Here is a 24,737-nt window from a genome sequence, read left to right on the forward strand (position 1 = left end):
ATTGTGCCTGATGTCACCACTCTGTTGCTGCTCAGCGTTGCCGTGTTCGCCGGTGCCTTCGTCTCCGGGCTCTCCGGTTTTGCCTTCTCGGCGGTGGCGGGTGCCATTTTGCTTCGGGTGTTTCAGCCGCTCGAAGCCGTGCCGCTGATGATGGCATGCAGTATCGGCGTGCAGGCCACCAATCTGTGGGCACTTCGGCGCAACATCCGCTGGGAGGGCAGTCTGATGCTGATCGTCGGCGGATTGATCGGCGTTCCCATCGCGGTCTCGCTGTTGCAGTCCGCGGACACGCATCTGCTCCGGCGCGGCTTCGGCCTCATCGTCGCGCTCTATGCCGCTTACATGCTGCTGCGGCCGACGCTGGTGACGGCCGGCGCGGCGGTCGGGCGGCATTGGGTCGCTTTGATCGGGTTTGGAGGAGGGCTGGTCGGCGGGCTGACCGCGATGCCCGGCGCGATCCCGACGATCTGGTGCGACATGCGCGGCATGCCCAAGAGCGAGCAGCGCGGGCTGGTGCAGCCGTTCATCGCCGTGATGCAGCTGTTCGCGATCGTCCTGCTGGTCGGACACCAGGACCTCTCGTCAAAAGTCTTCGTCGACCTCGCGGTCAGCCTGCCGGCGCTGTTCGCAGGTTCCGCGCTCGGCGTGATCGCCTTCCACAGGGTCAACGAGACGGTCTTTCGCAAGACCGTGCTCGTGCTGTTGTTGCTCTCGGGGATTTCCCTGGTCTAGTGCCCGACGGTTTGCACCGGCGCCGCGCTGGTGTCGCTGCCATGATGCGTCAGCGGCTTCATGCCGGTAACGGTCCGCAGCAGCACATAGAACACCGGTGTCAGGAACAGGCCGAACACGGTAACTCCGATCATCCCGGAGAACACGGCGACGCCCATGGCACGCCGCATCTCCGAGCCCGCACCGGTCGAGAGCACCAGCGGCAGGACGCCCATGATGAACGCCATCGACGTCATCAGGATCGGGCGCAGTCGTAAGCGACTCGCCTCGATTGCAGCCCGGATCGGCGTGCGGCCTGCGAATTCGAGCTCGCGCGCGAATTCGACGATCAGGATCGCGTTCTTGGCCGAGAGTCCCACCAGCACGATCAAGCCGATCTGGGTGAAGACGTTGTTGTCGCCCTTGGAGATCCAGACGCCGAACATCGCGGCCAGCAGGCCCATCGGCACGATCATGATGATCGAGAGCGGCAAGGTCAGGCTCTCATAGAGCGCAGCCAGCACCAGGAACACCAGCAGGATCGCCAGCGGGAATACCCAGAGGCCGGAATTGCCGGCGATGAACTCCTGATAGGTCAGGTCGGTCCATTCGAAGGCAAAGCCGGGCGGCAATGTCTCCGCCGCAATCCGCGTCGCGACTTCCTGCGCCTGACCGGAAGAGAATCCGGGCGCAGCCGCCGCGTTGATGTCGGAGGACAGGAAGCCGTTGTAGCGGATCGCGCGTTCAGGGCCTGCGCTCTGGCGGATCGTCATGAGCGCCGACAGCGGCACCATGTCGCCGGAGGACGAGCGCACCTTCAACTGCCTGATGTCGTCGGCCCGCGCGCGGAACGGCGCATCGGCCTGGACATAGACTGAATAGGTGCGGCCGAACTTGTTGAAGTCGTTGACGTAGTAGGAACCGAGGTAGATCTGGAGCGTGTTGAACACCTCCGTCACGGGCACGCCGAGCTGGAGCGCCTTGGTGCGGTCGATGTCGGCGAAGAGCTGGGGCACGTTGACCTGGAAGCTCGAGAACACACCGGCGATCTCCGGCGCCTTCTGCATTGCGGCCACGAACGCGTTGGTCGCCTCGTTCAGAGCCTCGTAGCCGAGACCGGCGCGATCCTCGATCTGCAGCTTGAAGCCGCCAATGGTGCCGAGCCCGTTGACCGGCGGCGGCGGGAACATGGCGATGAAGGCTTCCTGGATCCCGGCGTACTTCTTGTTGAGGTCGGCGGCGATTGCATTTCCGCTCAGCGATGCACCTTTGCGCTCCTCGAACGGCTTCAGCGTCGAGAACACGATGCCGGCGTTGGAGGAGTTGGTGAAGCCCGAGATCGACAGGCCCGGGAATGCCACCGAGCTCTCGACACCGGGCTGGGTCAGCGCAATGTCGCTCATCTTGCGGATCACATCTTCGGTGCGGTCGAGCGTTGCACCATCAGGCAGACGCGAGAAGCCGACCAGATATTGCTTGTCCTGACCCGGTACGAAGCCGCTCGGGACCTGCTGGAACAGCAAGGCGGTCACGCCGACCAGGACCACATAGAGGCCCATCACGGCGGCCTTGCCTGAGATCACCTTGGTGACGGTGCTGCTATAATTCTCCGACGAGCGTGTGAACGCTTTGTTGAAGCCGCGGAAGAACCAGCCGAGGCCCTTTTCCATGATGATCGTCAGCCGGTCCTTAGGTTCGTCGTGCCCCCTAAGCAGCAACGCCGACAGCGCCGGCGACAGTGTCAGCGAGTTGATCGCGGAGATCACGGTCGAGATCGCGATCGTCAGCGCGAACTGCTTGTAGAACTGCCCGGTGAGGCCGGAGATGAAAGCGAGCGGCACGAACACGGCGATCAGCACCATCGCGATCGCGATGATCGGGCCGGACACCTCGCGCATCGCCTGATAGGTCGCATCGCGCGGCGACAATCCGCCCTCGATGTTGCGCTCGACGTTTTCGACGACGACGATGGCGTCGTCGACGACGATGCCGATCGCGAGCACCAGGCCGAACAGGCTCAGCGCGTTGATGGAGAATCCGAACACGTGCATCACGGCGAAGGTGCCGACGATCGACACGGGCACCGCCAGCAGCGGAATGATCGAGGCGCGCCAGGTCTGGAGGAACAGGATCACCACCAGCACCACCAGCGCGATCGCCTCCAGCAGCGTGTGGATCACAGCCTCGATCGAGGAGCGCACGAACTGAGTGGGGTCGTAGACGATCTGGTACGACACGCCTTCCGGCATGTTCTTCTTGATCTCGGCCATGGTGGCGCGAACGTGGTCGGAAATCTCGAGCGCATTGGAGCCGGGCGCCTGGAAGATCGGGATCGCCACCGCCTGCTTGTTGTCGAGCAGCGAACGAAGGCCGTATTGGGAGGCGCCGAGCTCGATGCGTGCGACGTCGCGCAGCCGCACCACCTCGCCATGGGTGCCGGTCTTGACCACGATGTCGCCGAACTGCTCCTCGTTCGCAAGCCGCCCTTCGGCGTTGACGGAGAGTTGCAGGTCGATGCCCTTGACGTTGGGGGAAGAGCCGACCACGCCGGCGGCGGCCTCGACGTTCTGCGCCTGGATCGATCTGACGATATCGCTTGCGGTCAGGCCGTGCTCGGCGGCCTTCTGCGGATCGACCCAGATCCGCATCGAATAATCGCCGGCGCCGTAGAGCTGGACGTCGCCGACGCCGTCGATCCGCGCCAGCCGGTCCTTGACGTTGAGCACGGCGTAGTTGCGCAAATACGTCATGTCGTAGCGGTTGTTCGGAGACAGCAGATGCACGACCATGGTGAGGTCGGGCGATGACTTCTTGGTGGTGATGCCGAGCTGGCGCACCACGGCGGGCAGGCGCGGCTCGGCCTGCTGCACGCGGTTCTGCACCAGCTGCGTCGCCTTGTCAGGATCGGTGCCGAGCCGAAACGTCACCGTCAGCGTCATCGCGCCGTCGGTGGTCGCCTGGCTCGACATGTAGAGCATGTTCTCGACACCGTTGATCTGCTCCTCGATCGGCGTCGCCACGGTCTCCGCAATCACCTTCGGATTGGCGCCGGGATAGGTCGCACGCACCAGCACCGAGGGCGGCACGACGTCGGGATATTCCGAGATCGGCATCGCGAACAGCGAGATCAGGCCGGCGAGGAAGATCAGGACCGACAGCACGCCGGCGAAAATCGGACGATCGATGAAGAACTTTGAGAGATTCATGGCCTTGCCCCTGCGCGAGAGACGACTCTCCCGTCATTCCCAGGCACGGGCAAAGCCCGCGAACCCGGAATTGAGAATTGATGTTCTGGTAGTTCAACGATTTCGTCATTCCGGTTCGCGCTGCCCGCGCGCTTCGGAATGACGGAGAACACTAACGCTGCACGACGTCCTGGTTGCTGTGGTTGGATGCCTGCTGCGGCCCGCGCGCACCCATCGCCGCAATCTCCGTCTTGAGCAGGGCACCCGGCCGCACGCGCTGCAGGCCGTTGACGATGATGCGGTCGCCGGTCTTCAGCCCCGCCGTCACGATACGCAACCCGTCGACCGAGCCGCCGAGCGTGATCGGCCGGTAGACCGCGCGGCTGTCGTCGCCGACCGCCATCACGAACTTCTTGTCCTGGTCGGTGCCGATCGCGCGCTCGTCGATCATCACCAGCATCTGCTGTTTCGGCTGGCCCATGCGCACGCGGGCGAACTGACCGGGGATCAGACGCCCGTCCTCGTTCTGAAACACCGCGCGGACACGGATGGTGCCGCTCTGGCCGTTGACCTGGTTGTCGATGAGCTGGATGTGGCCCTTCGCCGACAAGTCACCCGAGGTCGCCATCGCAACCGGGATCTGGTCGAGCTTGCCGCGCTGGCCGGACGCATCCGCGATCGAGTTCAGCGCACGCAGCACGACCTCTTCATCCGCATCGAACGACGCGTAGATCGGATTGACCGAGACCAGCGAGGTCAGGACCGGGGAGGCGGTGCCGGCGGCGACGAGATTGCCGACGGTGATTTCGATCTTGCCGACGCGGCCATCCACGGGGGCGCGCACCTCGGTGTAGTCGAGATTGAGCTTTGCGGTCTGAAGCGTTGCTTCAGCCGCCTTCACGTTGGCGATGGCTTCGCGGTTGGCGTTCTCACGCTGGTCGTAGTCGCGCCGCGTGACCACGGCGTTGCCGACGAGCTGCGCGCCGCGCTCAAGCTCACTCTGGGTGAACACGACCCGGGCTTTCGCCGCCTCGAGCTGCGCGTTGGCCTTGTCGACCTCCGCCGCGTAAGGCGCCGGGTCGATCTTGAACAGGATGTCACCGGCCTTCACCAGCGTGCCTTCGGTGAAGTTGGTCGACATGATCGCGCCTGCCACGCGCGGGCGAAGCTCGACGCGGTTGATGGCCTCCAGGCGGCCGGAAAAGTCGTCCCACAGCACGGTCTGCCGCGGCTCGATCATCGCGACGGTGACGGAGACGGCTTGCTCGGCCGCGGCGGCCGTTGCCGTCGCCTGGGCTGAACGGAAGTAGTGGCCGGTCGCGATCGATCCGGCTACGGCGAGGGTGCCCACGATGGCGACACCGCCAAGGAGGCGGCGAAAACGGCCGGTGCGGACGGTATTTTGGGCAGAATTTTGGGAGGGATGCATTTGCGCGCTCCAGATATGTAGTGTTCGCTACAGATGTGGAGCTGGATGCCGCAGTGCAAGATACTTATGTACCATTCACTAAGAAAATTGTAGCGGCCTACCGCAAGAATTGGAAGACGGCAGGAAAATAAAGCTAGAACAACTAGATAGGATTTGGCGTTAGTCTCCGGCAGACGGCGAATTCCGAGGAGAACAGGCACATGGGCATGGGACGCCCCCGCGAATTCGACGCCGAGACGGCGTTGGACCAGGCGATGGAAGTGTTTTGGCGCCATGGCTATGAGGGCGCCACGATTGCCCAGCTCACCGAGGCCATGGGCATCAATCCTCCGAGCCTTTACGCTTGTTTCGGCAACAAAGAGGGCCTGCTGAAAGCCGCGCTCGACCGCTACACCAAACTGCGCGGCGTCTGGATGGACGAGGTGGTGGCAGCGCCGACCGCCCGCGAGGTCGCCGAGCGGATGCTGACGGGCATCGCCGACAGGCAGACCGATCCCGCCAATCCGCCGGGCTGCCTGCTTGTGCAAGGCGGCATCGCCTGCGGCACTGGATCAGAAAGCGTCCCCTTCGAGCTCGCCACCCGTCGCGCCCAGAACGAGGACCAGCTCCGCGACCGTTTTGTTCGCGCCAAGGCCGAAGGCGACCTCAAGCCGACCTCAAAGATCCTGCCGCGCTCGCGCGCTATGTCTCGGCGGTGTCCGTCGGCATGGGCGTGATGGCGTCTTCGGGCTCCGACCGCGAGGCGTTGCAGCAGGTAGCGAGTGTCGCCGTGCAGGCGGTCGAAGCGCAGTCGGCCGACGGAAAGTGATGTCTGCCCGCGTCGCGGCCTCACTCATCTCGCGGATTGCGTAGCAGGCAGCGGTGGTGGCGGGACGAAGCCGCCGAATTCGCGTTCGAGCAATTCGACGAGATTGCCGCCGCGGTTCCACGCATGCGATCAAACTCTCTCCCGAATTCCTGCAAATCTCTGCCATCTACCAAAGGTAGATTGCTCCCGGTGAAGCGTGGTCAACAACGCGTCTTGCAAGAAGTTCTGCAGGCGTCAGGGCCCGCTTCCGACGATGAAATGGGAGTTACGCCATGCAGCATCTGCCGAACGATACCTTCGACGTCCTGCTCGACCAGTTTGGTCAAATCAAGACCGTGTACGGAGACCCCGGCTTTCCCGCAGCCAAGGACGTCTGGGGCGGCAACGACACCGTGACGGCGACGGTCGCCGCGCTCAATGCAAAACTCACGATCTTCGGCGATGACCACACGATGTTGCTTGGTCACTCGCAAGGCGGAAACGACACGCTCATCGCGGACATCGGTGGCGGCTGGAATACCGCCCTCGTGGTGGGAGATACCCAGGCGATGATCGACGACACCAAGGGCGGCAATGACACCATCGTCGCGGATGCCGGCCGCACCGTCTATACGACGGTCTCGGCCTTCGGCGATGCCGCTGGCGACATGTCGGGCAACGCGCAAGGCGGCAATGACGACATTACCGGCTCGGTCGCGTGGCGCGGCGGCGCCAACCTGTTTGCCGGCGACACCGGCGGTTCCATGATAGACACCTCGCGCGGCGGCAACGACATACTCGATGTCAGCGTGCTCACGATGGACGGAGGGGCGACTGTAAGCGGTGACGCCATTGGTTCCCTGAGGGGTCTCGCGCATGGCGGCAACGACAACTTGACCATAACCTTGAACGGCGACAGCGCCATCTCAGGCGGAACCTTGTTCGGGGATTCGGCGGAATCCCTGATGGATTTCGCCCAGGGCGGCGACGATGTGCTCACCGCCAAGCTCGACGGACAGTACACGAATGCCGTTTCGCAGATGTATGGCGATGCGTCCACCATGGTGGGCAATTCCCATGGCGGCAACGACATCCTCAATGGCGGCGCGGGCCGCGATTTCATGTATGGCGACGCGCGAATCTATGAACCGGCGACACCAGGCTCGATCACCGGCGGCATCGATACGCTGAACGGCGGAGCCGGCGACGACCGGATGTGGGGAGGGGGAAACAGCGACTTCTTCACCTTCAACACCGGCTCCGGCAACGACACGATCGTCGACTTCGATCAGGGCAACAAGGCCATCGGCAGCACGGCGGTGGAACATGACTTGATCGACGTACAGAACTACGGCTTTGCAGACTGGACCGCACTGTCGAGCCTGATCCGCGACAACGCCGCCGGCGATGCCGTGATCCATCTCTCCGCCAACGATTCGGTCACGCTCGACGGCGTCCATGCCGCGAGCCTGCATCCGACCGACTTCATCATCTGACGAAGTTGAATCAAAAGCGGCGGTGTTGCTCCGCAAAGCGCCGGGCGACATCGGGATTGCGACGGCACGCCGACGAGCTCCACCAATCTCCATCGCAATCAAACTCTATCCCGGATTCCTGCAAATTTCCGCCGTCTATCGAAAGTAGATTGGTCACGGTGAAGCGTGGTCACAGCGCGTCGCGCAAGAAGTTTGCCGGCGTCAACCCGCTTCCGACAATGAACTGGGAGTTACGCCATGCAACATCTGCCGAACGACACCATCGACGTCCTGCTCGACCAGTTTGGTCAAATCGAAACCGTTAACGGAGATCCCAACTTTCCGACCGCTACCGACACCTGGGGCGGCAACGACAGCGTGACCGCAACGATCACCCAGCCCGAAGCAGAGGTCACGATCTTCGGCGACGACAACACGACTCTACATGGCCAGTCCCACGGCGGCAACGACACGCTCACGGTCAATTTCAACTATGGCTGGAACGCCGCCCTCGTGGTCGGCGACGCCCAGGCGATGACCGACGACGCCAGGGGCGGCAACGACACCATCGATGTCGAGAACGGCTCGATGTACACCAACGTGCATGCTTTCGGCGATGTCGCTGGCGACATGTCGGGCAGTTCGCACGGCGGCAGTGACACCATCATCGGCGCGGTGGGTTGGCGAGACTACGACAATGTGTACGCCGGCGATGCCGGCGGTTCCATGAGCGGTACGGCGCAGGGCGGCAATGACACGCTCGACATCAGTCTGAACACCATGGAGGGCTCAGCGATAGCCAGCGGCGATGCTATCGGCTCCATCAGCGGCGATGCCATTGGCGGTAACGACAACATCACCTTCACCTTCGGCGCCAACATTGTCTGGACCGGCGGATTTGCGTACGGAGATTCGGCGACCTCACTGACCGACAATGCCCAAGGGGGAGATGACATTCTCACCCTCAAGACCGGTGGCCCTGACACCCTCCAGCTTACGAACCCAGCGCTCTACGGCGATGCTCCGACCATGTCCGGCAATGCTGATGGCGGCAACGATATCCTCACCGGCGGAGCGACCAACGATTTCCTGTATGGCGATGCGAAGGTCTATAACCCCGCGACGCCGGGCTCGATCACCGGCGGCAGGGATATCCTCAACGGCGGCACCGGCAATGACGAGCTTTCGGGCGGAGGAAACAGCGACACCTTCGTCTTCAACACCGGATCCGGTAATGACCTCATCACTGACTTCGATCAAGGCAACAAGGCGGTCGGCAGCACCGCGACCGAGCACGACCTGATCAATGTGGGTGATTATGGGTTTGCGGACTGGACGGCGCTGTCGAGCCTGATCAGCGATAATACCGCCGGCGATGCCGTGATTCATCTGTCGGCGAGCGACACCATCACGCTGGACGGTGTTCACGCCGCCAGCCTGCACCCGGCCGACTTCCTCATCTGAGCGAGTTGCTCCGGGAGCAACCATCTTGCCCCGCCTACAGCGGGGCGAGATGCGGGTTACACTTCCTCGTCCTGCAGATCCCCTCAGCACGCGCCACTCGTCCGCTGACACCGGCGGCGGGCCGCTCAGCCTGCTGCCGGCGTCGGCCCCCATGCGGCCAATCGTTCAATGGCCGACGCACGGCGTCTTCCGTTGGCATCGGCGGCACGCGCTGTTTTGCCCGACGAGTCAAACCGCCTTCGCTCGCGGGGGTCGCGCAATGGGGTGCGAAATTCTTCAATGATTTGTGCTGATTTGTACTGTGCATGGGGTTGTTTTCGCGTTTTTTTATCGAGCTCCCGTGGGGAACGGCGCTCCATGCTGAATCGATGGCCTGTACGCGCTGCTGCTCGCGTGGCATTGGGGGCGGTGAAGCCTGGACACTGACGAGCATGTTCGCCCTGACATTCCTTGGGACCTCGGCCAGCGTTCCGTCGGCGGAGCGCAACCATCCGGCCCTCCTGGTCGAGGCAGCGGGCAAGCGCATCCTGGTCGATTGCGGCGAGGGCACGCAGCGCCAGTTGCTGCGCAGCGGCGCCGGCTTTCGGCGGCTTGACCGCATCCTGCTGACGCACGCCCATCTCGATCACGTGCTCGGCATCCCCGGTCTGTTCTCGACGCTGGGGTTACGCCAGAACTCCGACGTGATGACCGTCCATGCAGGGCAGGGTACGCTCGACATCGTCGTCCGCATGCTCTCGGGCCTGTGGGGCGCGGGCAGGGCGCCGATCCCGGTGGAATTCGCGCCGCTGACCGAAGGACAGGTCGTCGATGCCGGCGACTTCACCGTCGATTGCTTTCCGGTCCGCCACCGCGACACCGACAGCTTTGGCTTCTCCTTCAAGGGTCCCACCCGTCGCCACCTTCAGCCCGATCGCCTCGCAGCCCTTGGTGTGCCGGATGGGCCGCTGCGCGGAGAGTTGGCCGCAGGACGGCCTGTCGCGATCGCCGACCGAACGATCGATCCCGAAGACGTCCTGGGGCCGCCGAGCGGTGGCAAGAAACTCGTCATGATCGGCGACACCGAAACCACGGATGGGCTGTCACGATACGTGGCTGACGCAGATGTGCTGGTGATCGAAGCGACGTTCCTCGATCGCGACGCATCGACCGCCCGGGACTATGGCCATCTCACCGCGCGCGAGGCGGCAGCGTTCGCGGCCGCCAACAACGTCGGACAACTCGTGCTGAACCATATGTCGGGGCGCTATCGGGACGAAGAGCTATTGGCCGAGGCGACAAGGATCTTTCCAAACACGCGGATCGCCGCCGACTTCGACCACATCGTCATCTAGCCGGCTTGACGTCACTCATCTCGTCAATCCCGACTTGATCGCGAGATCCTGCACCTCTTTCGTCGCCTGCATCAGCTTTGGCAGCGCCTGGTCGCGGAAGGTCGGCATGTCCATGCGCATCGCATCGACGGTGACGCTCAATCCCCCGATCACAAGACCCTGGGCGTCGAAGATCGGCGTTGCCAGCGTGCGCAGGCCATAGGCATTCTCGCCGTCGGAGACGGCATGGCCTTTCTTCTTCACCTGATCGAGCCGGGCGAGCAGGGCATCGAGATCGGTCAGCGTGCGCTCCGACAGCTTGACGCGGGGCCGTAACTCCAGTCGCGCGATCTGCTCGTCCCGCGCCAGATGCGCGAGCATCGCATGGCCGAGCGCGGCACTGTAGGCGGGAATGCGCGTGCCCGGACGGCGATCCATCTTGTGCCGGTCGAGGCCCGCGCCGATGCGCGCGAGATAAATCACGTCGCCGCCGTCGAGGATCCCGAGCGAGGCCGCATCGCCGACATCAGGTACGAGATCGCGCAGCAGCGGCTCGACGATCGGCCGCAACGAACCGTGCGACAGCACGGTGTAGCCAAGGTCGAGGCAGGCGACCCCGAGCCGGAACCGGCGGCTTTGCGGAACCGCCTGGACATAGCCGAGCTCGACCAGGGTCTGGATCAGCCGGAACGCCGTTCCGCGGTCGAGATCGGCGCGTGCGGCAATCTCACTCAGGGTCAGCTCGAAGGCCTCGCTGGTGAAGCTCTTGAGCACCGCGAAGGCCTTGCCGACGGAGGCGACGTGATTCTTTGGATTCTTTGCGCTAGCTTGCGATGCGCGCTTTGCGGCCTTCTTTTCGACCTTGGCCATGCTCTAATGCCTTGCCATGACATGTCGCCCTTGACGTGGCGGCAAGCTGATTTTACGACAGGTCAAGCCAGTAACAAAAGTTCGCATTCCGAACAACAGAGATTTGACGCCCGGAGGAAGTTTGTCGACATCATCACTGCACCCCCATGGCGTGTTCTCCGCCGCGCTGACGCCGCTCGACGCCGAGCTCGCCCCTGATCATGCGCGCTTCGTCGCGCATTGCCGCTACCTGCTCGACGTAGGCTGCGACGCGCATCGCGTTGCTCGGCACGACAGGCGAGGCGAACTCCTTCTCGGCTGCCGAGCGGACCGCACTGCTGGAGGCGGTAGTCGCCGCCGGCATCGCGCCGCAGCGACTTCTGCCCGGCACCGGTGTTGCCGCGCTCAGCGAGACCATCGCGCTGACGCGCCACGCGCTCTCGGTCGGCGTCGATACCGTGGTGATGCTGCCGCCGTTCTATTACAAGGGCGTCACCGATGACGGCATCTTCGCCTCCTACAGCGAAGTCGTGCAGCGCATCGGCGATGCCAGGCTCAAAATCGTGCTCTACCATATCCCGCAGATGTCGGCGCAGCCGATCTCGCATGTCCTGATCGAGCGGCTGCGCGCGGCTTATCCGTGCACCTTCACCGGCATCAAGGATTCCTCCGGCGACTTCGCCAACATGACCGCGATGGTCGAACGCTTCCCCGGCTTTTCGGTCCTGGTCGGAGCTGATCCGTTGCTGTTGCCGCTGCTGCGCAGGGGTGGCGCGGGCTGCATCACCGCGACCTCCAATCTCATCGCGCGCGACCTTGCCTATGTCTACAAGCACTTTGGCGACAGCGACGACGACGCGGCGCTGAAGGCGGCGCAGGCACGCATCGTCAAGGCGCGCGAACTGGTCTCGCGCTTCCCGCAGATGGCCTCGTTGAAGGCGCTGACGGCCGAACGCACCGGCCATGCCGCATGGCAGCGCCTGCGGCCGCCGCTGGAATCCTTGCCGCCGGGGCAGGTGAAAGAGCTGCTCGCGGATGCGGCGGCATTCGCCGCCGTCGTCTAGCGCGACGCGCCGAGGCGATCCGATGTCCGACCCTTACCGTGATGCGTTGACCGGGCTCGCCGCTATCGTCGGCGACAAGCACGTCATCGCGTCCGGACCCGACCAGGAGCCCTATGTGGTGGACTGGCGCGGACGCTATCACGGTCGCGCCGCCGCCGTCGTGAAGCCCGGCTCGAACGCCGAGGTTTCTTCCGTCGTCAAGTTCTGCGCGGCAAAGCAGCTCGCGATCGTACCGCAAGGCGGCAACACCGGCATGTGCGGCGCCGCGACGCCGGACGAGCGTACGGCCAACGTCGTGATCCGGCTCGACCGCATGCGGGCCGTGCGCGACGTCAGTCCGCTCGCCAACACCATCACCGTGGAGGCCGGCTGCATCCTCGCCGAGGTGCAGAATGCGGCCCGTGCCGTGGATCGCTACTTCCCTTTGAGCCTCGGTGCCGAAGGCTCCTGCCAGATCGGCGGCAACATCTCGACCAATGCCGGCGGCACGGCTGTGCTCCGCTACGGGCCGACGCGCGATCTCGTGCTCGGGCTGGAGGTCGTGCTGCCCGACGGGAGAATTTTGAACGGCCTGCGTGCGCTCCGCAAAGACAACACCGGTTACGCGCTCAAGCAGCTCTTCATAGGCGCAGAGGGGACGCTCGGCATCGTCACCGCAGCCGTGCTGAAACTGTTTTCGCCGCCGCGCAGCTCGGCACTGGCGCTGCTCAAATTGCAGGGCGTCGAGCAGGCGCTTGAGATCATGCAACGCTTGCGCGGTGCGGTCGGCGACCGGCTCGGCAGCCTCGAGATCATGTCGCGCTCGCAGATCGAGGTGATCGCGGAGACCGTGCCGCATGTCACGATCCCGTTCGAGCTGACGACGCCGTGGTACCTGATCGTCGAGCTGACCGACACGCTCGCGGGCGTCGATCTCGATGAGCCGCTCGCCACGGTGCTCGCAGCCGCGATGGAGGCAGGGCTCGCCGAAGACGTCATCCTGGCGTCCAACCTCGCGCAGGCGAAGGCGATCTGGGCGGTCAGGCACAGCGTCTCCGAAGGCAACAAGCGCAGCGGCTATGTCGTGTCGCACGACAGTGTGGTGCCGCTGGAGCGTCAGGCTGCCTTCGTCACCAATGTCGAGGCCCGGATCAACGCCGCGGTGCCGCATGCGCGCGTCGTGATGCACGGCCATATCGGCGACGGCAATATCCACGTGATCGCCCTGATCGACCGCGCGCGTTGCCAGGATCCGGACGCAACAGCCGCGCTGGTGGCTGAGATCAACGAGATCGTCGACGACGAGACCGCAGTGCAGGGCGGGGCGATCAGTGCAGAACACGGCATCGGGATCACCAATCGTGGCCGGCTTGCCCGCGTCGCCGATCCCCTCGATATCGAGTTGATGCGCGGCATCAAGCAACCGCTCGATCCCAAGGGCCTGATGAACCCCGGCAAGATCTTCAATGTCGGAGGCACGCGACGATGACAAGCGTCCGCCTGCTTGCCGACGATCTCACCGGCGCGCTCGATACCGCCGCGGAGTTCGTCGGCCTGTGCGGACCGTTCAACGTCACCTGGCCGGAAGCGTCCGCTCCACAGGATTCCGGAAGCCTCGCAATCGACAGCGGCAGCCGCGAGCGGTCGAAGGCCGAGAGCATCGAGATCGTCGGACGGCTGGCGCCGCTGCTCCGCGAGGCGACCATCGCCTACAAGAAGGTGGATAGCCTGCTGCGCGGCGCATGGGCTGCCGAGCTCGGCGCCTGCCTGCGTAGCGGCCATTGGGCGTCGTGCGTGGTCGCGCCTGCCTTCCACTATCAGGGGCGCCGCACCGCGGGTGGCCAGCAATTTGCGCGCACGGTGCAAGGCGACTGGCATCGGGTCGGAGAGAATCTCCTGACCCAATTGCAACTCGAGGGCATCGAAGTGCGGCAGGGCCGGGCCGATACGCTCTCGCAAGGCGGTGTTCAGGTTTTTGATGCCGAGAGCGATATCGAGCTCGATCATGTCGTCGAAATGGGACGGCGCATGCCCGGGCCCGTGCTCTGGTGTGGAAGCGGCGGGCTGGCCGGCGCGCTCGCCCGCAGCCATCGCGCCGATGCGCCGGGCCGGTTGAAGCTGCCGGTGCTGGGGCTGTTCGGCTCCGATCAGGCTGCCACCGCCTCCCAGCTTTCTGCCTGCGGTGATGCTGCCGTCGCGCTTGCTGAAGGTGGGGGCACGACGCACGTCCAACGCAAGCTGGCCGATGACGGCGTGGCGCTGGTCAAGTTCTCCCTCGCCGACGGTCTGACCCGCGCCGAGGCGGCACGGCGGATCGCTCGCGAGATGACGGCGCTGATCGCAGCGCTTGAACCGCCGGGCACGCTGATCGTTGCCGGCGGGGAGACTTTGAAGGCCGCATGCGTTGCCCTTGGCGCGCATGCGCTGCAGGTGACAGGACGTATCGTGCCGGGATTGCCGCGCTCGATCTTGCAGGGCGGCCGCTGGGCCGGCGTCGATGTCATCTCGAAATCAGGCGCATTTGGCACCAGTGAGCTCTGGCGCGATCTGCTCCACATCAATCATTTGCTCAACAAGGAGAGTCCGACATGACCTCTCGCCATCTTGCCATCACCATGGGCGATCCGGCCGGGATCGGGCCGGAGATCATCGTCAAGGCCTGCGTCGGGCTGAAGGACCGGATCGCGACGGGCGATCTGCGTCTGTTGATCATCGGCAGTGGCGCGGCGCTCGATGGCGCGAAAGCTACGCTCAGTGCCGGCATTGCGATCCCGGAAGTGAGCGCTGAGGATCGTGACTGGCCGAACCTCTGCTTCCTCCAGGCCGACGTCGAGGGCGACCCGATCAAGCCCGGCGTATTGAGCGCGGACGGCGGACGCTTCGCCTACAAGGCGATCGAGCAAAGCGTGCGCCTGACGCAGGCGGGACGGACCGCGGCCATCGTCACGGCTCCGCTCAACAAGGAAGCCCTCAACAAGGCCGGCTATCATTTCCCTGGACATACCGAGATGCTGGCGCATCTCACCGGTGTGCGCGGCTCGGTGATGCTGCTCGCCCACGGCAACATGCGCGTCAGCCATGTCTCGACCCATGTGGCGCTGGAGGACGTGCCGAAGCGTCTGACGCCGGAGCGCCTGCGCATGGTCATCGACCTCACCAACGATGCGCTGCTGCGGCTCGGCATCGCCAAGCCGAAGATCGCCATTGCCGCGCTCAATCCGCACGCCGGCGAGGGCGGCCTGTTTGGGCGGCAGGACATCGACGTGTCCGCGCCGACGATTGCGAAAGCGGTCGCTGACGGCCTCGACGTCGTCGGTCCCGTGCCCGGCGACACCATCTTCGTCAAGCTGCGCGCCGGTCAGTACGATGCCGCGGTAGCGATGTATCACGACCAGGGGCATATCCCGGTCAAACTGCTCGGCTTCCAGATCGATCCCGCGACCGGCCGCTGGCAGGAGCTCTCCGGCGTCAACATCACGCTGGGCCTGCCGATCATCCGTACCTCGGTCGATCACGGCACCGCCTTCGACATCGCCGGCAAGGGCATCGCCAACGAGCACAGCTTGATTGAGGCCATCGACTATGCCGAACGGCTGGCGGCCGGCGCCTCCGCATCCAAGTGACGAGATCGAGCCCACGATGACCGACGCCTTCACACCCATCGAAATCCTTCGCCCCACCGTCCTCGAATTCGGTTGCGGCACGATCACCGCAGCCGCGCGCTTCGCCGAGCGCATCGGCGCCAAACGACCGCTCGTGATCTCCGACCCGTTCAACGCGCGCCGCGTCGACAGGCTGACGCTGCCGGGTGCAGTGAAGGTGTTCGGCGAGGTCAAGCCCGAGCCGGACCTGCCCAATCTCGACAAGGCCGTGGCGATGGCGCGCGAGGTCAAGCCCGATCTCGTGATCGGCTTCGGCGGCGGCAGTGCGATGGATCTCGCCAAGCTGGTGGCTGTGCTCTGTACCTCCGAGGTGGCTTTTGCCGATATCGTCGGTCCGGAGAAGGTGGCCGGCCGCAGCGTGGCGCTGATGCAGATTCCGACCACGTCGGGCACCGGCAGCGAGGCCGGCACCCGCGCACTGGTCACCGATCCCGTCAGCCGGAACAAGCAGGCGGTGCAGAGCCGCTTCATGCTCGCCGATATCGCCATCGTCGATCCGGACCTGACGATGACCGTGCCGAAGGAGATCACTGCGGCCACCGGTGTCGATGCGCTGGCGCATTGCGTCGAGGCCTATACCAGCCGCAAGGCGCATCCGGCGATCGATCTCTACGCGCTCGAAGGCGCCCGGCTGGTCGGCCAATATCTCAAGCGCGCGGTCGCTGACGGCGGGGATCGCGAGGCGCGCGCGGGTCTGGCGCTGGCCTCGCTGTACGGCGGCTATTGCCTCGGGCCGGTGAACACGACCGCCGGCCATGCGGTGGCCTATCCGCTCGGGACGCGCCATCATGTGGCGCACGGGCTCGCCTGCGCGGTGATCTTCCCGCACACGCTGGCGTTCAACATGCCGGCGGCCGAGGCGAAGACGGCGGCGGTGCTCGCGGCACTCGGACTGCCGGCGCAGAGTGATGCGAAGCTTGCCTTCGAGGCGACTTATGGGTTCTGCAGGAATCTCGGCATCGAGATGCGGTTGTCTGCGCTCGGCGTGCCCCGGGACGATCTCGGCGCGATGGCCGACGAGGCGCACGCCATTCGCCGCCTGCTCGACAACAATCCGCGCGACCTCGGGCGGGATGCGATCCTGGGCATCTACGAGGTCGCGTTCTAGTCGTCTCCGCCCACGCGCGCGGCAGCCAATCAACAACAGGAAATGCAGAGGAAATTTCGATGAGATCGATGTGGCTTGTTCTTGCCTCAACCGTGCTGCTGGCGACGTCGCCGGCGAAGTCCCAGGACGGCTATCCGTCCAAGCAGGTGACGGTGATCGTTCCCTTCGCTGCCGGCGGCACCGCGGATATCTTTGCCCGCATGGTGTCCAACCATCTTCAGATGAAGTTCGGCAAGCCGTTCGTGGTCGAGAATGTCGGCGGCGCCGGTTCGATCCTCGGCGTGACGCGGCTGGCGAAGTCTGCGCCTGACGGCATCACGCTCGGGCTTGCCAGCACGTCCGCGCTCGCAATCAACCCCACGCTCTACGGGCCGAAGCTCAGCTATCAACCGGACAAGGATCTGGCGCCGGTCGCCCAGATCAGCGTCGTGCCCAACGTTCTCGTCGTCAACCCCGACAAGATCAAGGCGCGCACCGTGCCGGAGCTGATCGCCTTTCTGAAGGCGAACCCGGACAAGGTCTCGTTCGGCTCGGCCGGCGTGGGCACCTCGCAGCATCTCGCCGGCGAGCTGTTTCAGCAGATGACCGGCACCAAGATGGTGCACGTGCCCTACAAGGGCTCGAGCCAGATGCTGACGGATCTGCTGAGTGGCCAGATCGATCTCGCCTTCGACAACGTGCCGCTGCTGCTGCCGCAGGTGAAGACCGGCCAGCTCGCGATGCTTGCGACCGCAACGCCCAAGCGCGCCGCCTTCGATCCGGAAATGCCCGCCGTTACCGAATTCCTGCCCGGCTTCGAGGCCGTGGCCTGGCACGGCTTCTTCGTCCCCGCGGCGACGCCGAAGCCGATCGTCGAAAAGCTCTCCGCCGAGATCCGCGCCTTCATGCAGCAGCCGGAGACAGTGCAGAAGATGGCCGAGCTCGGCGCAGCCGCGGTCGCGGTGGATTCCCAACCGTTCGCGGCCTACATCGCCGCGGAAACCGCGCGTTGGAAGAAGGTGATCGAAGCCGCAAACATCAAGCTGGATTAGGCGTGTGGATCCGCGGCAAGTTAACAGGACCCATCCACCGCAGCGCTTGCCAGCCCAGAGCCGAGCGGGTAGAACGCTGCCACGCCTGAGCCGTGATTTGCGCCAAACGCGCTTCCGGCGACAGCCGGGCAGATCAATAAGATATTGAATTTGTTCGGCTATTCCGGTGGGGAATGGTGTAACGGTAGCACAACAGACTCTGACTCTGTTTGTCTAGGTTCGAATCCTAGTTCCCCAGCCAATTTCCGAGAGCGTCCCCAAACGCTTGAAAGTGTTGAACTCTTTTGTGCTGGGTAACTGGCGTACCCTAACGCTGACCCTAACACCTGCCCCCAACGGTGGAAGCTCGGTGCTCGGCGTGTTGAACGCGCCGCTAGACCGAACCTGGACTTGCCATGCGACCAATCAAATTGCTCACCCTCTCGTTGTCCCTTCTGGCCTTCCAAGGGGCTTCAGGAAAGGATTGGGAGGTCTTCGGGCTCAAACCCAACATGTCGATGCAGGATGCTGCTCCCGTCATGGCTGCTGCTTGCGCCAGCAAAATTGACAAACTCCTGCCTCCCAATCCCGTAGAGAATTTGGACATCCGAATTTGCAGGCGGCCCGATGGGGCATCGTTTGAAGTCTGGTTTAGATGCGGAAAGCTCCTCTCGACGTTTGTCCGCAAGAGGGTCGAGAGTGCCAATGAAGCAATGCGAGCCTTAACCGGCGAATGCCTCCCACCGAAATCAATTGAGACGCTTGGTGAACGGCGGATCAGCTTAGGTTGTGCCGGGGGTGGTTCCGCGACGATTGAGTTTCCTGAGATCGGAGAACGACTCGCTCTAACTCGGAGCTACGTATCCGGAAGCACGACTTGTCCCTAAAGTTTTCCGGCCACGCCAAGAGCAAGAAGAGCGTTGGGCACATGGCAAGGGGGCTCCATCAAGCCGCTCGCGAAGTGATGGCACAGATGGAAACCCCGGTGGATTTGTCAGGGTTGGCTTGCCGCGTGCCTTAGCTCGCAATGAATGGACACACCGCTAGGGGCCGAGATCACACAGCTTGAGAAACTCCGGGGAGAAGAAGACATCCACCTTCTCGTCGCCTTTCTGGAATTTGTAGCAATGAAGCTCAACGCCGCATTCACCGACCGCTGCAACGAGCGGGTCGCTAGGTGAGCCTGGAAGAAGCAGAATTCGACGGTGACCGGAAAGCCGCGGCAACAGCCTCGGATAAACGGTTAGCTGACCTATGCCCTCGTAAACGTCTGCCGCCGCGACACCGGTCTTAATCTCAAGCAGCAGTTTGCCAGCTTGGACCTCGACTACACCATCAACCTCGTAGCCGTAAGCGTGCAGGGGTTTATCGAGTTTACGCCCGTCCGCGTTGAGGAGGGCCTTCAGCTTTTGCCAGACTTCACCATGGATACGCCATCGCTCATTGCGATTAACCGTAGGTTGCCCCGCGATCTTGCCACCTTTCTCGGGCGGACCGAATAGTTCGACGAGGCGCTCATCGTCCTTTTTGGCGGCCGCCGCACCATCTGGACTTCTGGCGAGGCCACACCGATCCACAAAGTTGGCCGTGTTCAGACAGATCTCCTCCGCTGGGCAATCTAGCGCCGTCACAATAAACCACACCCGCTTTGCCGGCTTGCCGTCTATCGTTACAATAGCGGGCTTTAGGCCAGTTCGGTGTTCGAAGTGATGGCTCTCTATGCGAGCAGATTGCGCATTCTTGTGCAGCGTGCCTTGCCTAAGTAGATAGCGTTGCCCGGCTGAATTTCGCCCCACGCCAGACAGAGGATTTTCTGTTCCTTGCTCTGGCTCATTCAACTCGACAGTCCAATTATCGCCAGTAGGGTCTAAGCCGAGTTTGAAATCATTTCCCTTTCCGCGAAAGTATATCCTCCCTGCGGAAAGCCACCAAACGCTACCAAGCCTGTGGCCCCTGTTGCTCCATGGCATTTCGCCAAACGGAAAAGGCATCGCGGATGTCATCCAGGTCAGTTAACAATTGAAGCGAATCTTGGACCATGCATCCTCTTGGATTCTGATTTGGTCGCGCGTGCGATTTGAGGCAGGCTGCTGACCCAAAGGTAGCCATCTAATTACAGGCGGCGCTCGCCGTCGCTGCCGTGCAATCTTGCATCTAGGACAATTGAAGTTGCCCCGGAGGGTGTGTGGAGGTGATAAGTTCGAGGTCACTTTGAGGCAAGATAAGTACAGACCCGACCCGACCGTCGTTATGCTTGCCAGTTCAATTGCGTCGACGACGCCGGAAAGCAGACCGGAGCCCACAGGCTTATTCGTCGACCTCATAGAATCTTCAGACCGTAAACGAGGTGCCAAGCCCAATTCGTCCGGGTTTCCGCTCTCTCCAGGCAGGCCTCGCGCTCAATTCGCTCCCGAGTATCCTTGATATTGAATTGCGAACAAGAGCCGACGAAATTGGCGTAGTGATAGTTTTCGAGCCGAACCACGGCCGCCCCGAGCCAAACAACTGCCGTCACAAGTGCCAAGGTTGTAAAAACCAATAAGCGGCTTACCGGCGTTCCCATATGCGGTCGAAGTCCTACACGGAGGGCTGAGCATTTGCTTGCTCTAGGTCGATCTCCGGGGCGAGCTTCAGATTTCTCACTCGCGGGCCGAAGGCCTTCCTAAACTTGTCCACCTCATTAACTAGCCAGTCGACGTACTCAGGCCATTTCTCCCTTTCATAGAGGTCTGCCTCACGAGAAAGCGAGATGATCTTGTCATCATTCTCGGGATTCGCATTCCACTGCAATTGATGCCCGATCTCAGCTTCGATGGTGGAGCGGTGAATAAGCAGCTGAGGAAGAGCGGCCTCCGCAACTTTCTTTCCGAGGTACACTCGCACGCCGATGCGGCCGTCAGCTGTGTTCGCGATGTTCGACAAATATATGTTGGCTTTGCCAAGCGGCACATTGAACCAGTATTGTGCTTGCGGCGTTTGGGTAGACTGGAGCACCTTTCTTTCCAGCAGCTTCTTGCTAAATTCAGTCCAAAATTCCAGTTGCAATTTCCGGGCGTCGCTTAGTGGTCCAGCCGACTTTGCGACGTTTGCCTGACGTGCAATGTCTGTTGGCTTACTTAGCACATTGAAACGCACCGCAGGTTTCGAGGTATCGATTTGCCACAGCTCAACCTCTACGGCGTACAGATTAAGATCGACGCTTGTGTGCTCGTTGAGCCACTCGATCGCCTTCCGATGCTCATCCGTAAAACGCTCCGCGATCCAAACGACGGCGCTCGCCCCGAGGGTCGCCGCATACGTAAGAACTTTCCCAAGATGATCGTGATCGGTTTTGCCGAATTGGTTTTCAATGACGACATAGCCGCCTCGAAGTTCTCGGGCGAGTATGTCTGCCCAATAGGGACCTACCGGGACTTCAACTCGTTCGACCTGCAACTCCAGTCCAATCGCATTTGCCTAGCTTCGCAATGTTTTCTTCTCGCGCTAGCCAGGGGGTGAAGTCGATCTCTTCATGCGCCCAAACGCTCTTAGCGATAATTTTTTTTATCTCGCCCAAATCAGTCAATTCTAATCTCCCCAAGCGGCAGTCCGATTCGCAGAACAAGCTTGTAATCTGAAAAGTTGTATCGCAAGTCCTAGTCGCGTTGCCAAGCCTACTTTAGGCTCTTGCTTGTAACGTGCTCCGATGTTGCGTTGTCTCTGGCCGCAAATACTTATTCGGCACCCTCTGACTCTGAGCAACTACCCGGCTTATGACCTTCATTGATGCAACGCGATATAGCCAACCCAACCTGGAAAACGCCTGTGCAACGCCATGCGTCGCTAGCTCCCGATATAGTTTAACTGCGGTTTGACAATCGTGCGACGTTCCGCTGCGGTGGCATGCTCGAGTAGCGCGTGCATTGGCAGATGAAGCAAAGCTCAACTCAAATCCGACGAGGATGAGCGCCCACACGCATTTTCGTTTTCTCCTTACCTTGACTTGCTAAGAACAAAATGAGAACCTTGCAAGGATTTTGCGGGATAGAGGAACGCCTGCCACTACCGCCCCAACACCCCAGTCCGACGCACAAGCGCCAGAAACCGCCGCCGATCAGGCCATCGCAGCCGAGGTGATGCCCGCGAAGCTGTGAAGGCGCTGTTGATAGCGAACGAGTTCTTAGAACGCGAGATGGAAGGGCGGCTGTCGCGCGGATACACTCGCGGCCTGAAGCACGGCAGGTCCAGTACGTATTCGGGGTAACTATGCGTTTTATTCGTGCGCTTGCGGTTCTTCTCTTTTGCGCAGGCCCCTCAGTTGCAGCAGAGAAGGCAGAATCGTTCTTTAAGAAGCAGATCGACAACACGTGGGCTGTTCACGGCACCTCGTATCCGCTCAATTCAGGAAAGCCGCCTGCTTGTTTTGCCAATACCACACTGCCTGACGGCTCACTGGCCCAACTAACGGTGCATCCATCGTGGTTCGGCGACAAACGCGAGCCCCATCCCCAAGGATCGAAGCTCATAATCCGCAATATGCAGTGGAGCATCCTTGCTAAGACGGGTAAGCGCGTTGCACATATGAATCTGTACAACGGACGAACCGGTGTTCGCGAGATCGACGCGCTCTTCGCTGCTGAGGATAAGAACACTATCGTCATCGCAGATATCTCCCGTGATTTCTTTGCGACTGTTTCGAGGTCCGACCGGATTATTTTGACGTTGCGGGATGACGATGCAACTATCGTACTCACATTCATGCATTCGCAAGAGCTTATTAAGGGGCTTTACGACTGCTCGTGGAAGTACGAGAGCCTCTACAACGAATAGCGGGTGCCGCGGACGCGGGGCCATACGATGGCGCGTTTCAATTCCCGCAATCACGCAGAGAGCATTGCAGTCATATATAGCTTGCGGAGCCAACGAAGTTGAGCCGTCTTATTTTCATAGTTTCTCTATTCGTGTTGGTCTCAGTGCCAGCAATCGCCGCGGAGCGCGTAGCATTGGTCATCGGCAACGGCGCGTACTTACGAGTACCGAGCCTTCCCAATCCGACACGAGATGCGGCCGATGTTGCTCGTGCTTTGGAACGCCTAGACTTTAAGGTCACGCAGGTCAGCAATGGGACCGCTGCTGATTTACGCAAGGCACTAGTCGACTTTGGTCGTTCCGCGGAAGGCTCAGTGATCGCACTTGTTTTCTATGCCGGCCATGGAATGGAAGCCGGAGGAGAAAACTGGCTGATTCCAACGGACGCTGAGTTGAGGAGCGACACAGATGTTGAGAGCGAGGCAGTCAGTCTGAGGTCAATCAATCTTCAAGTCGGCAAGGCGCGACAGCTAGGATTGGTCATTCTGGACGCCTGCCGTAACAATCCATTTGAGGCAAGAATGAAGCGGTCCTTGGCCACGCGCACAGTAGTCCGTGGATTAGCTCCTACGGAGCCAACGGATAACGTCCTCATTGCATATGCCGCTCGTGATGGGACAACTGCCAGCGATGGCGATGGAAGAAACAGTCCATTCACGACAGCGCTCCTTCAGCACATCGAGACACCCGGATTGGAAGTCTCATTCCTGTTTCGTCGAGTGCGTGATGATGTCATGACCGCGACCAAGCGCAAACAGCAGCCCTTTGTGTACGGGTCACTGTCAAAGGAGGAGATCTACCTTAAAGGTACTACAAGTCCTCCAAATGCTCCCGCTTCTAGTGTCCCCACCTCGCCCGTTCTTCCCGCGCCCACCGTGTCTACACTCAACACTAACACCAGCGCCCCGAAGGAAGCGGCGACCGCGAGCGCAATTGCAACTGATCGCGGCGTATTCACGCCTGAGGACAGTCAGCGCGTAACAGCAATAGGAACCAAGCAGCAATTGAAAATGCCGGAGTTTACCATCTTAGCCAGTGGGTCAGCTTCATCTGGCGTGAATGCGAGGTTTGTTGGCGTGTGGTCCAGCAAGCAAGGCTGGGAAAAAGGCAAAGGCCGCCACGCGATGCTGATTATTACTGATGTTTCAGCAACCGGGTTGGCCAGTGGTTACTGGCTCTGGGGTCCCCCCACAAAGGTGTCCTGGCAGCAAACGCCGGCCGGATATTCCAGATTTGCCGAATACATTGAAGGAGACGGCTTCTCACTAAAGTTCCGTGAGACGATTGCCGTAAAGCTGGACGGGAAGAACGTGATTAGATTGGCGAACTCTAATCCCGACCATCCGACTGAGAAGCCCACGATCGACCTCTACCCGGTATGGCAACTGAGTAAGCCCGCGCCTTTGGCCGCCGACCCGTCGAACAGTAAAGAGCGCTCCCAAAAGCCAAGGGAGACATCGACCAGCGCCCCCTCATCGAGTGTTCGCGAAGATCAAACGCGAGCGGCGAAGCAAGCGCAACAGCCCAGCGGGGACTCTCGATGCGACAGGATGCATGATCGGTTGGGTTGTCTCTGCGCAGTCCAAAATGGAGGCGGGCTCTCGCCGGATGGCAAGCGTTGGTGGTCGAAGCGCCACACGAGTGATCCACCCAACGAGGCATTCGTTCGGTGCCAAATCAGGGCCGGCAGAACGTAGGGAATTCCGATGGCCCTTGAAGGTGCGAAGGCATGATGAACCACAGCCGCTCACACCCGTCGCATTGAGGATCAGCATCTCCATCGGGGCAACATTCTACCAACATCACATTCCTCGGTGAGACATCAGATCGCCTCGCTGCTTTGGGCCGCGACC

The 24,737-nt window shown here is 62.0% G+C and carries 16 protein-coding genes, 1 tRNA gene and 2 pseudogenes; 14 read left to right on the forward strand and 5 right to left on the reverse strand.

The annotated features are described in order from the left end of the window. The first annotated feature begins 3 nt into the window (after window positions 1–3). Window positions 4–732: a sulfite exporter TauE/SafE family protein gene (locus ACVWYI_RS17020; RefSeq protein ID WP_456662683.1), complete on the forward strand. Its 729-nt coding sequence runs from the start codon at window positions 4–6 to the stop codon at window positions 730–732. Here ACVWYI_RS17020 and ACVWYI_RS17025 read toward each other — a convergent pair. Together ACVWYI_RS17025 and ACVWYI_RS17030 are read right to left on the reverse strand one after the other, a co-directional pair. Continuing rightward, on the reverse strand, window positions 729–3,917 hold the full coding sequence (locus tag ACVWYI_RS17025; protein ID WP_456662684.1) for an efflux RND transporter permease subunit: 3,189 nt from the start codon (window positions 3,915–3,917) through the stop codon (window positions 729–731). The genes ACVWYI_RS17020 and ACVWYI_RS17025 overlap by 4 nt on opposite strands. Window positions 3,918–4,068: 151 nt before the next feature. Beyond that, window positions 4,069–5,325 (reverse strand): efflux RND transporter periplasmic adaptor subunit, encoded by a 1,257-nt coding sequence (locus ACVWYI_RS17030; RefSeq protein ID WP_456662685.1) that lies wholly within the window; start codon window positions 5,323–5,325, stop codon window positions 4,069–4,071. Between the two features lie 200 nt (window positions 5,326–5,525). Here ACVWYI_RS17030 and ACVWYI_RS17035 point away from each other — a divergent pair. From ACVWYI_RS17035 to rnz, 4 genes and pseudogenes are all read left to right on the forward strand, one after another. After that, window positions 5,526–6,133: pseudogene (locus ACVWYI_RS17035) on the forward strand (TetR/AcrR family transcriptional regulator). A gap of 272 nt (window positions 6,134–6,405) precedes the next feature. After that, entirely contained in the window at window positions 6,406–7,608 is a 1,203-nt protein-coding gene (locus ACVWYI_RS17040) for a calcium-binding protein (RefSeq protein WP_456650401.1), read from the forward strand. 237 nt (window positions 7,609–7,845) lie between these two features. Further along, window positions 7,846–9,051 (forward strand): calcium-binding protein, encoded by a 1,206-nt coding sequence (locus tag ACVWYI_RS17045; protein ID WP_456662686.1) that lies wholly within the window; start codon window positions 7,846–7,848, stop codon window positions 9,049–9,051. Window positions 9,052–9,482: 431 nt separating this feature from the next. Further along, complete coding sequence (rnz, locus tag ACVWYI_RS17050; protein WP_456662687.1) at window positions 9,483–10,385, forward strand: ribonuclease Z; 903 nt, start codon at window positions 9,483–9,485, stop codon at window positions 10,383–10,385. A gap of 15 nt (window positions 10,386–10,400) precedes the next feature. Here rnz and ACVWYI_RS17055 read toward each other — a convergent pair whose 3' ends face one another. Continuing rightward, a complete protein-coding gene (locus ACVWYI_RS17055; RefSeq protein ID WP_456662688.1) occupies window positions 10,401–11,234 on the reverse strand; it encodes an IclR family transcriptional regulator in 834 nt (277 codons plus the stop codon). 121 nt (window positions 11,235–11,355) lie between these two features. Between ACVWYI_RS17055 and ACVWYI_RS17060 the strand changes: the two are divergent. The 7 genes and pseudogenes from ACVWYI_RS17060 to ACVWYI_RS17090 all read left to right on the forward strand — a co-directional run bounded on the left by ACVWYI_RS17060 (window position 11,356) and on the right by ACVWYI_RS17090 (window position 18,298). Further along, window positions 11,356–12,277: pseudogene (locus ACVWYI_RS17060) on the forward strand (dihydrodipicolinate synthase family protein). Between the two features lie 22 nt (window positions 12,278–12,299). Then, entirely contained in the window at window positions 12,300–13,745 is a 1,446-nt protein-coding gene (locus ACVWYI_RS17065; protein ID WP_456662689.1) for an FAD-binding oxidoreductase, read from the forward strand. Next, entirely contained in the window at window positions 13,742–14,848 is a 1,107-nt protein-coding gene (locus ACVWYI_RS17070) for a four-carbon acid sugar kinase family protein (protein WP_247446780.1), read from the forward strand. Before ACVWYI_RS17065 ends, ACVWYI_RS17070 begins: the two co-directional genes overlap by 4 nt. Continuing rightward, complete coding sequence (gene pdxA / locus ACVWYI_RS17075; protein WP_247345738.1) at window positions 14,845–15,879, forward strand: 4-hydroxythreonine-4-phosphate dehydrogenase PdxA; 1,035 nt, start codon at window positions 14,845–14,847, stop codon at window positions 15,877–15,879. Before ACVWYI_RS17070 ends, pdxA begins: the two co-directional genes overlap by 4 nt. Before the next feature lie 16 nt (window positions 15,880–15,895). Then, window positions 15,896–17,026 (forward strand): iron-containing alcohol dehydrogenase, encoded by a 1,131-nt coding sequence (locus ACVWYI_RS17080; protein WP_456662690.1) that lies wholly within the window; start codon window positions 15,896–15,898, stop codon window positions 17,024–17,026. Window positions 17,027–17,085: 59 nt separating this feature from the next. Beyond that, complete coding sequence (locus ACVWYI_RS17085) at window positions 17,086–18,057, forward strand: Bug family tripartite tricarboxylate transporter substrate binding protein (RefSeq protein ID WP_456662691.1); 972 nt, start codon at window positions 17,086–17,088, stop codon at window positions 18,055–18,057. A gap of 167 nt (window positions 18,058–18,224) precedes the next feature. Continuing rightward, window positions 18,225–18,298: transfer RNA gene (locus ACVWYI_RS17090), tRNA-Gln, on the forward strand. A 781-nt stretch (window positions 18,299–19,079) separates the two neighbouring features. Here ACVWYI_RS17090 and ACVWYI_RS17095 read toward each other — a convergent pair. Then, entirely contained in the window at window positions 19,080–19,874 is a 795-nt protein-coding gene (locus tag ACVWYI_RS17095) for a hypothetical protein (protein WP_456662692.1), read from the reverse strand. Window positions 19,875–20,613: 739 nt separating this feature from the next. Then, window positions 20,614–21,471: a DUF4268 domain-containing protein gene (locus tag ACVWYI_RS17100; protein WP_456662693.1), complete on the reverse strand. Its 858-nt coding sequence runs from the start codon at window positions 21,469–21,471 to the stop codon at window positions 20,614–20,616. Between the two features lie 810 nt (window positions 21,472–22,281). On the opposite strand from ACVWYI_RS17100, the gene ACVWYI_RS17105 reads away from it, so the two are divergent. Together ACVWYI_RS17105 and ACVWYI_RS17110 are read left to right on the forward strand one after the other, a co-directional pair. Further along, window positions 22,282–22,845 carry a hypothetical protein gene (locus ACVWYI_RS17105; protein ID WP_456662694.1) on the forward strand — a complete coding sequence of 188 codons (564 nt, stop codon included), beginning with the start codon at window positions 22,282–22,284 and terminating at the stop codon, window positions 22,843–22,845. 173 nt (window positions 22,846–23,018) lie between these two features. Next, window positions 23,019–24,581, forward strand: coding sequence for a caspase family protein (locus ACVWYI_RS17110; protein ID WP_456662695.1), 1,563 nt, complete (start codon window positions 23,019–23,021; stop codon window positions 24,579–24,581). The last annotated feature ends 156 nt before the right edge of the window (window positions 24,582–24,737 follow it).

It is taken from the genome of Bradyrhizobium sp. LB13.1 (genome assembly GCF_054056815.1).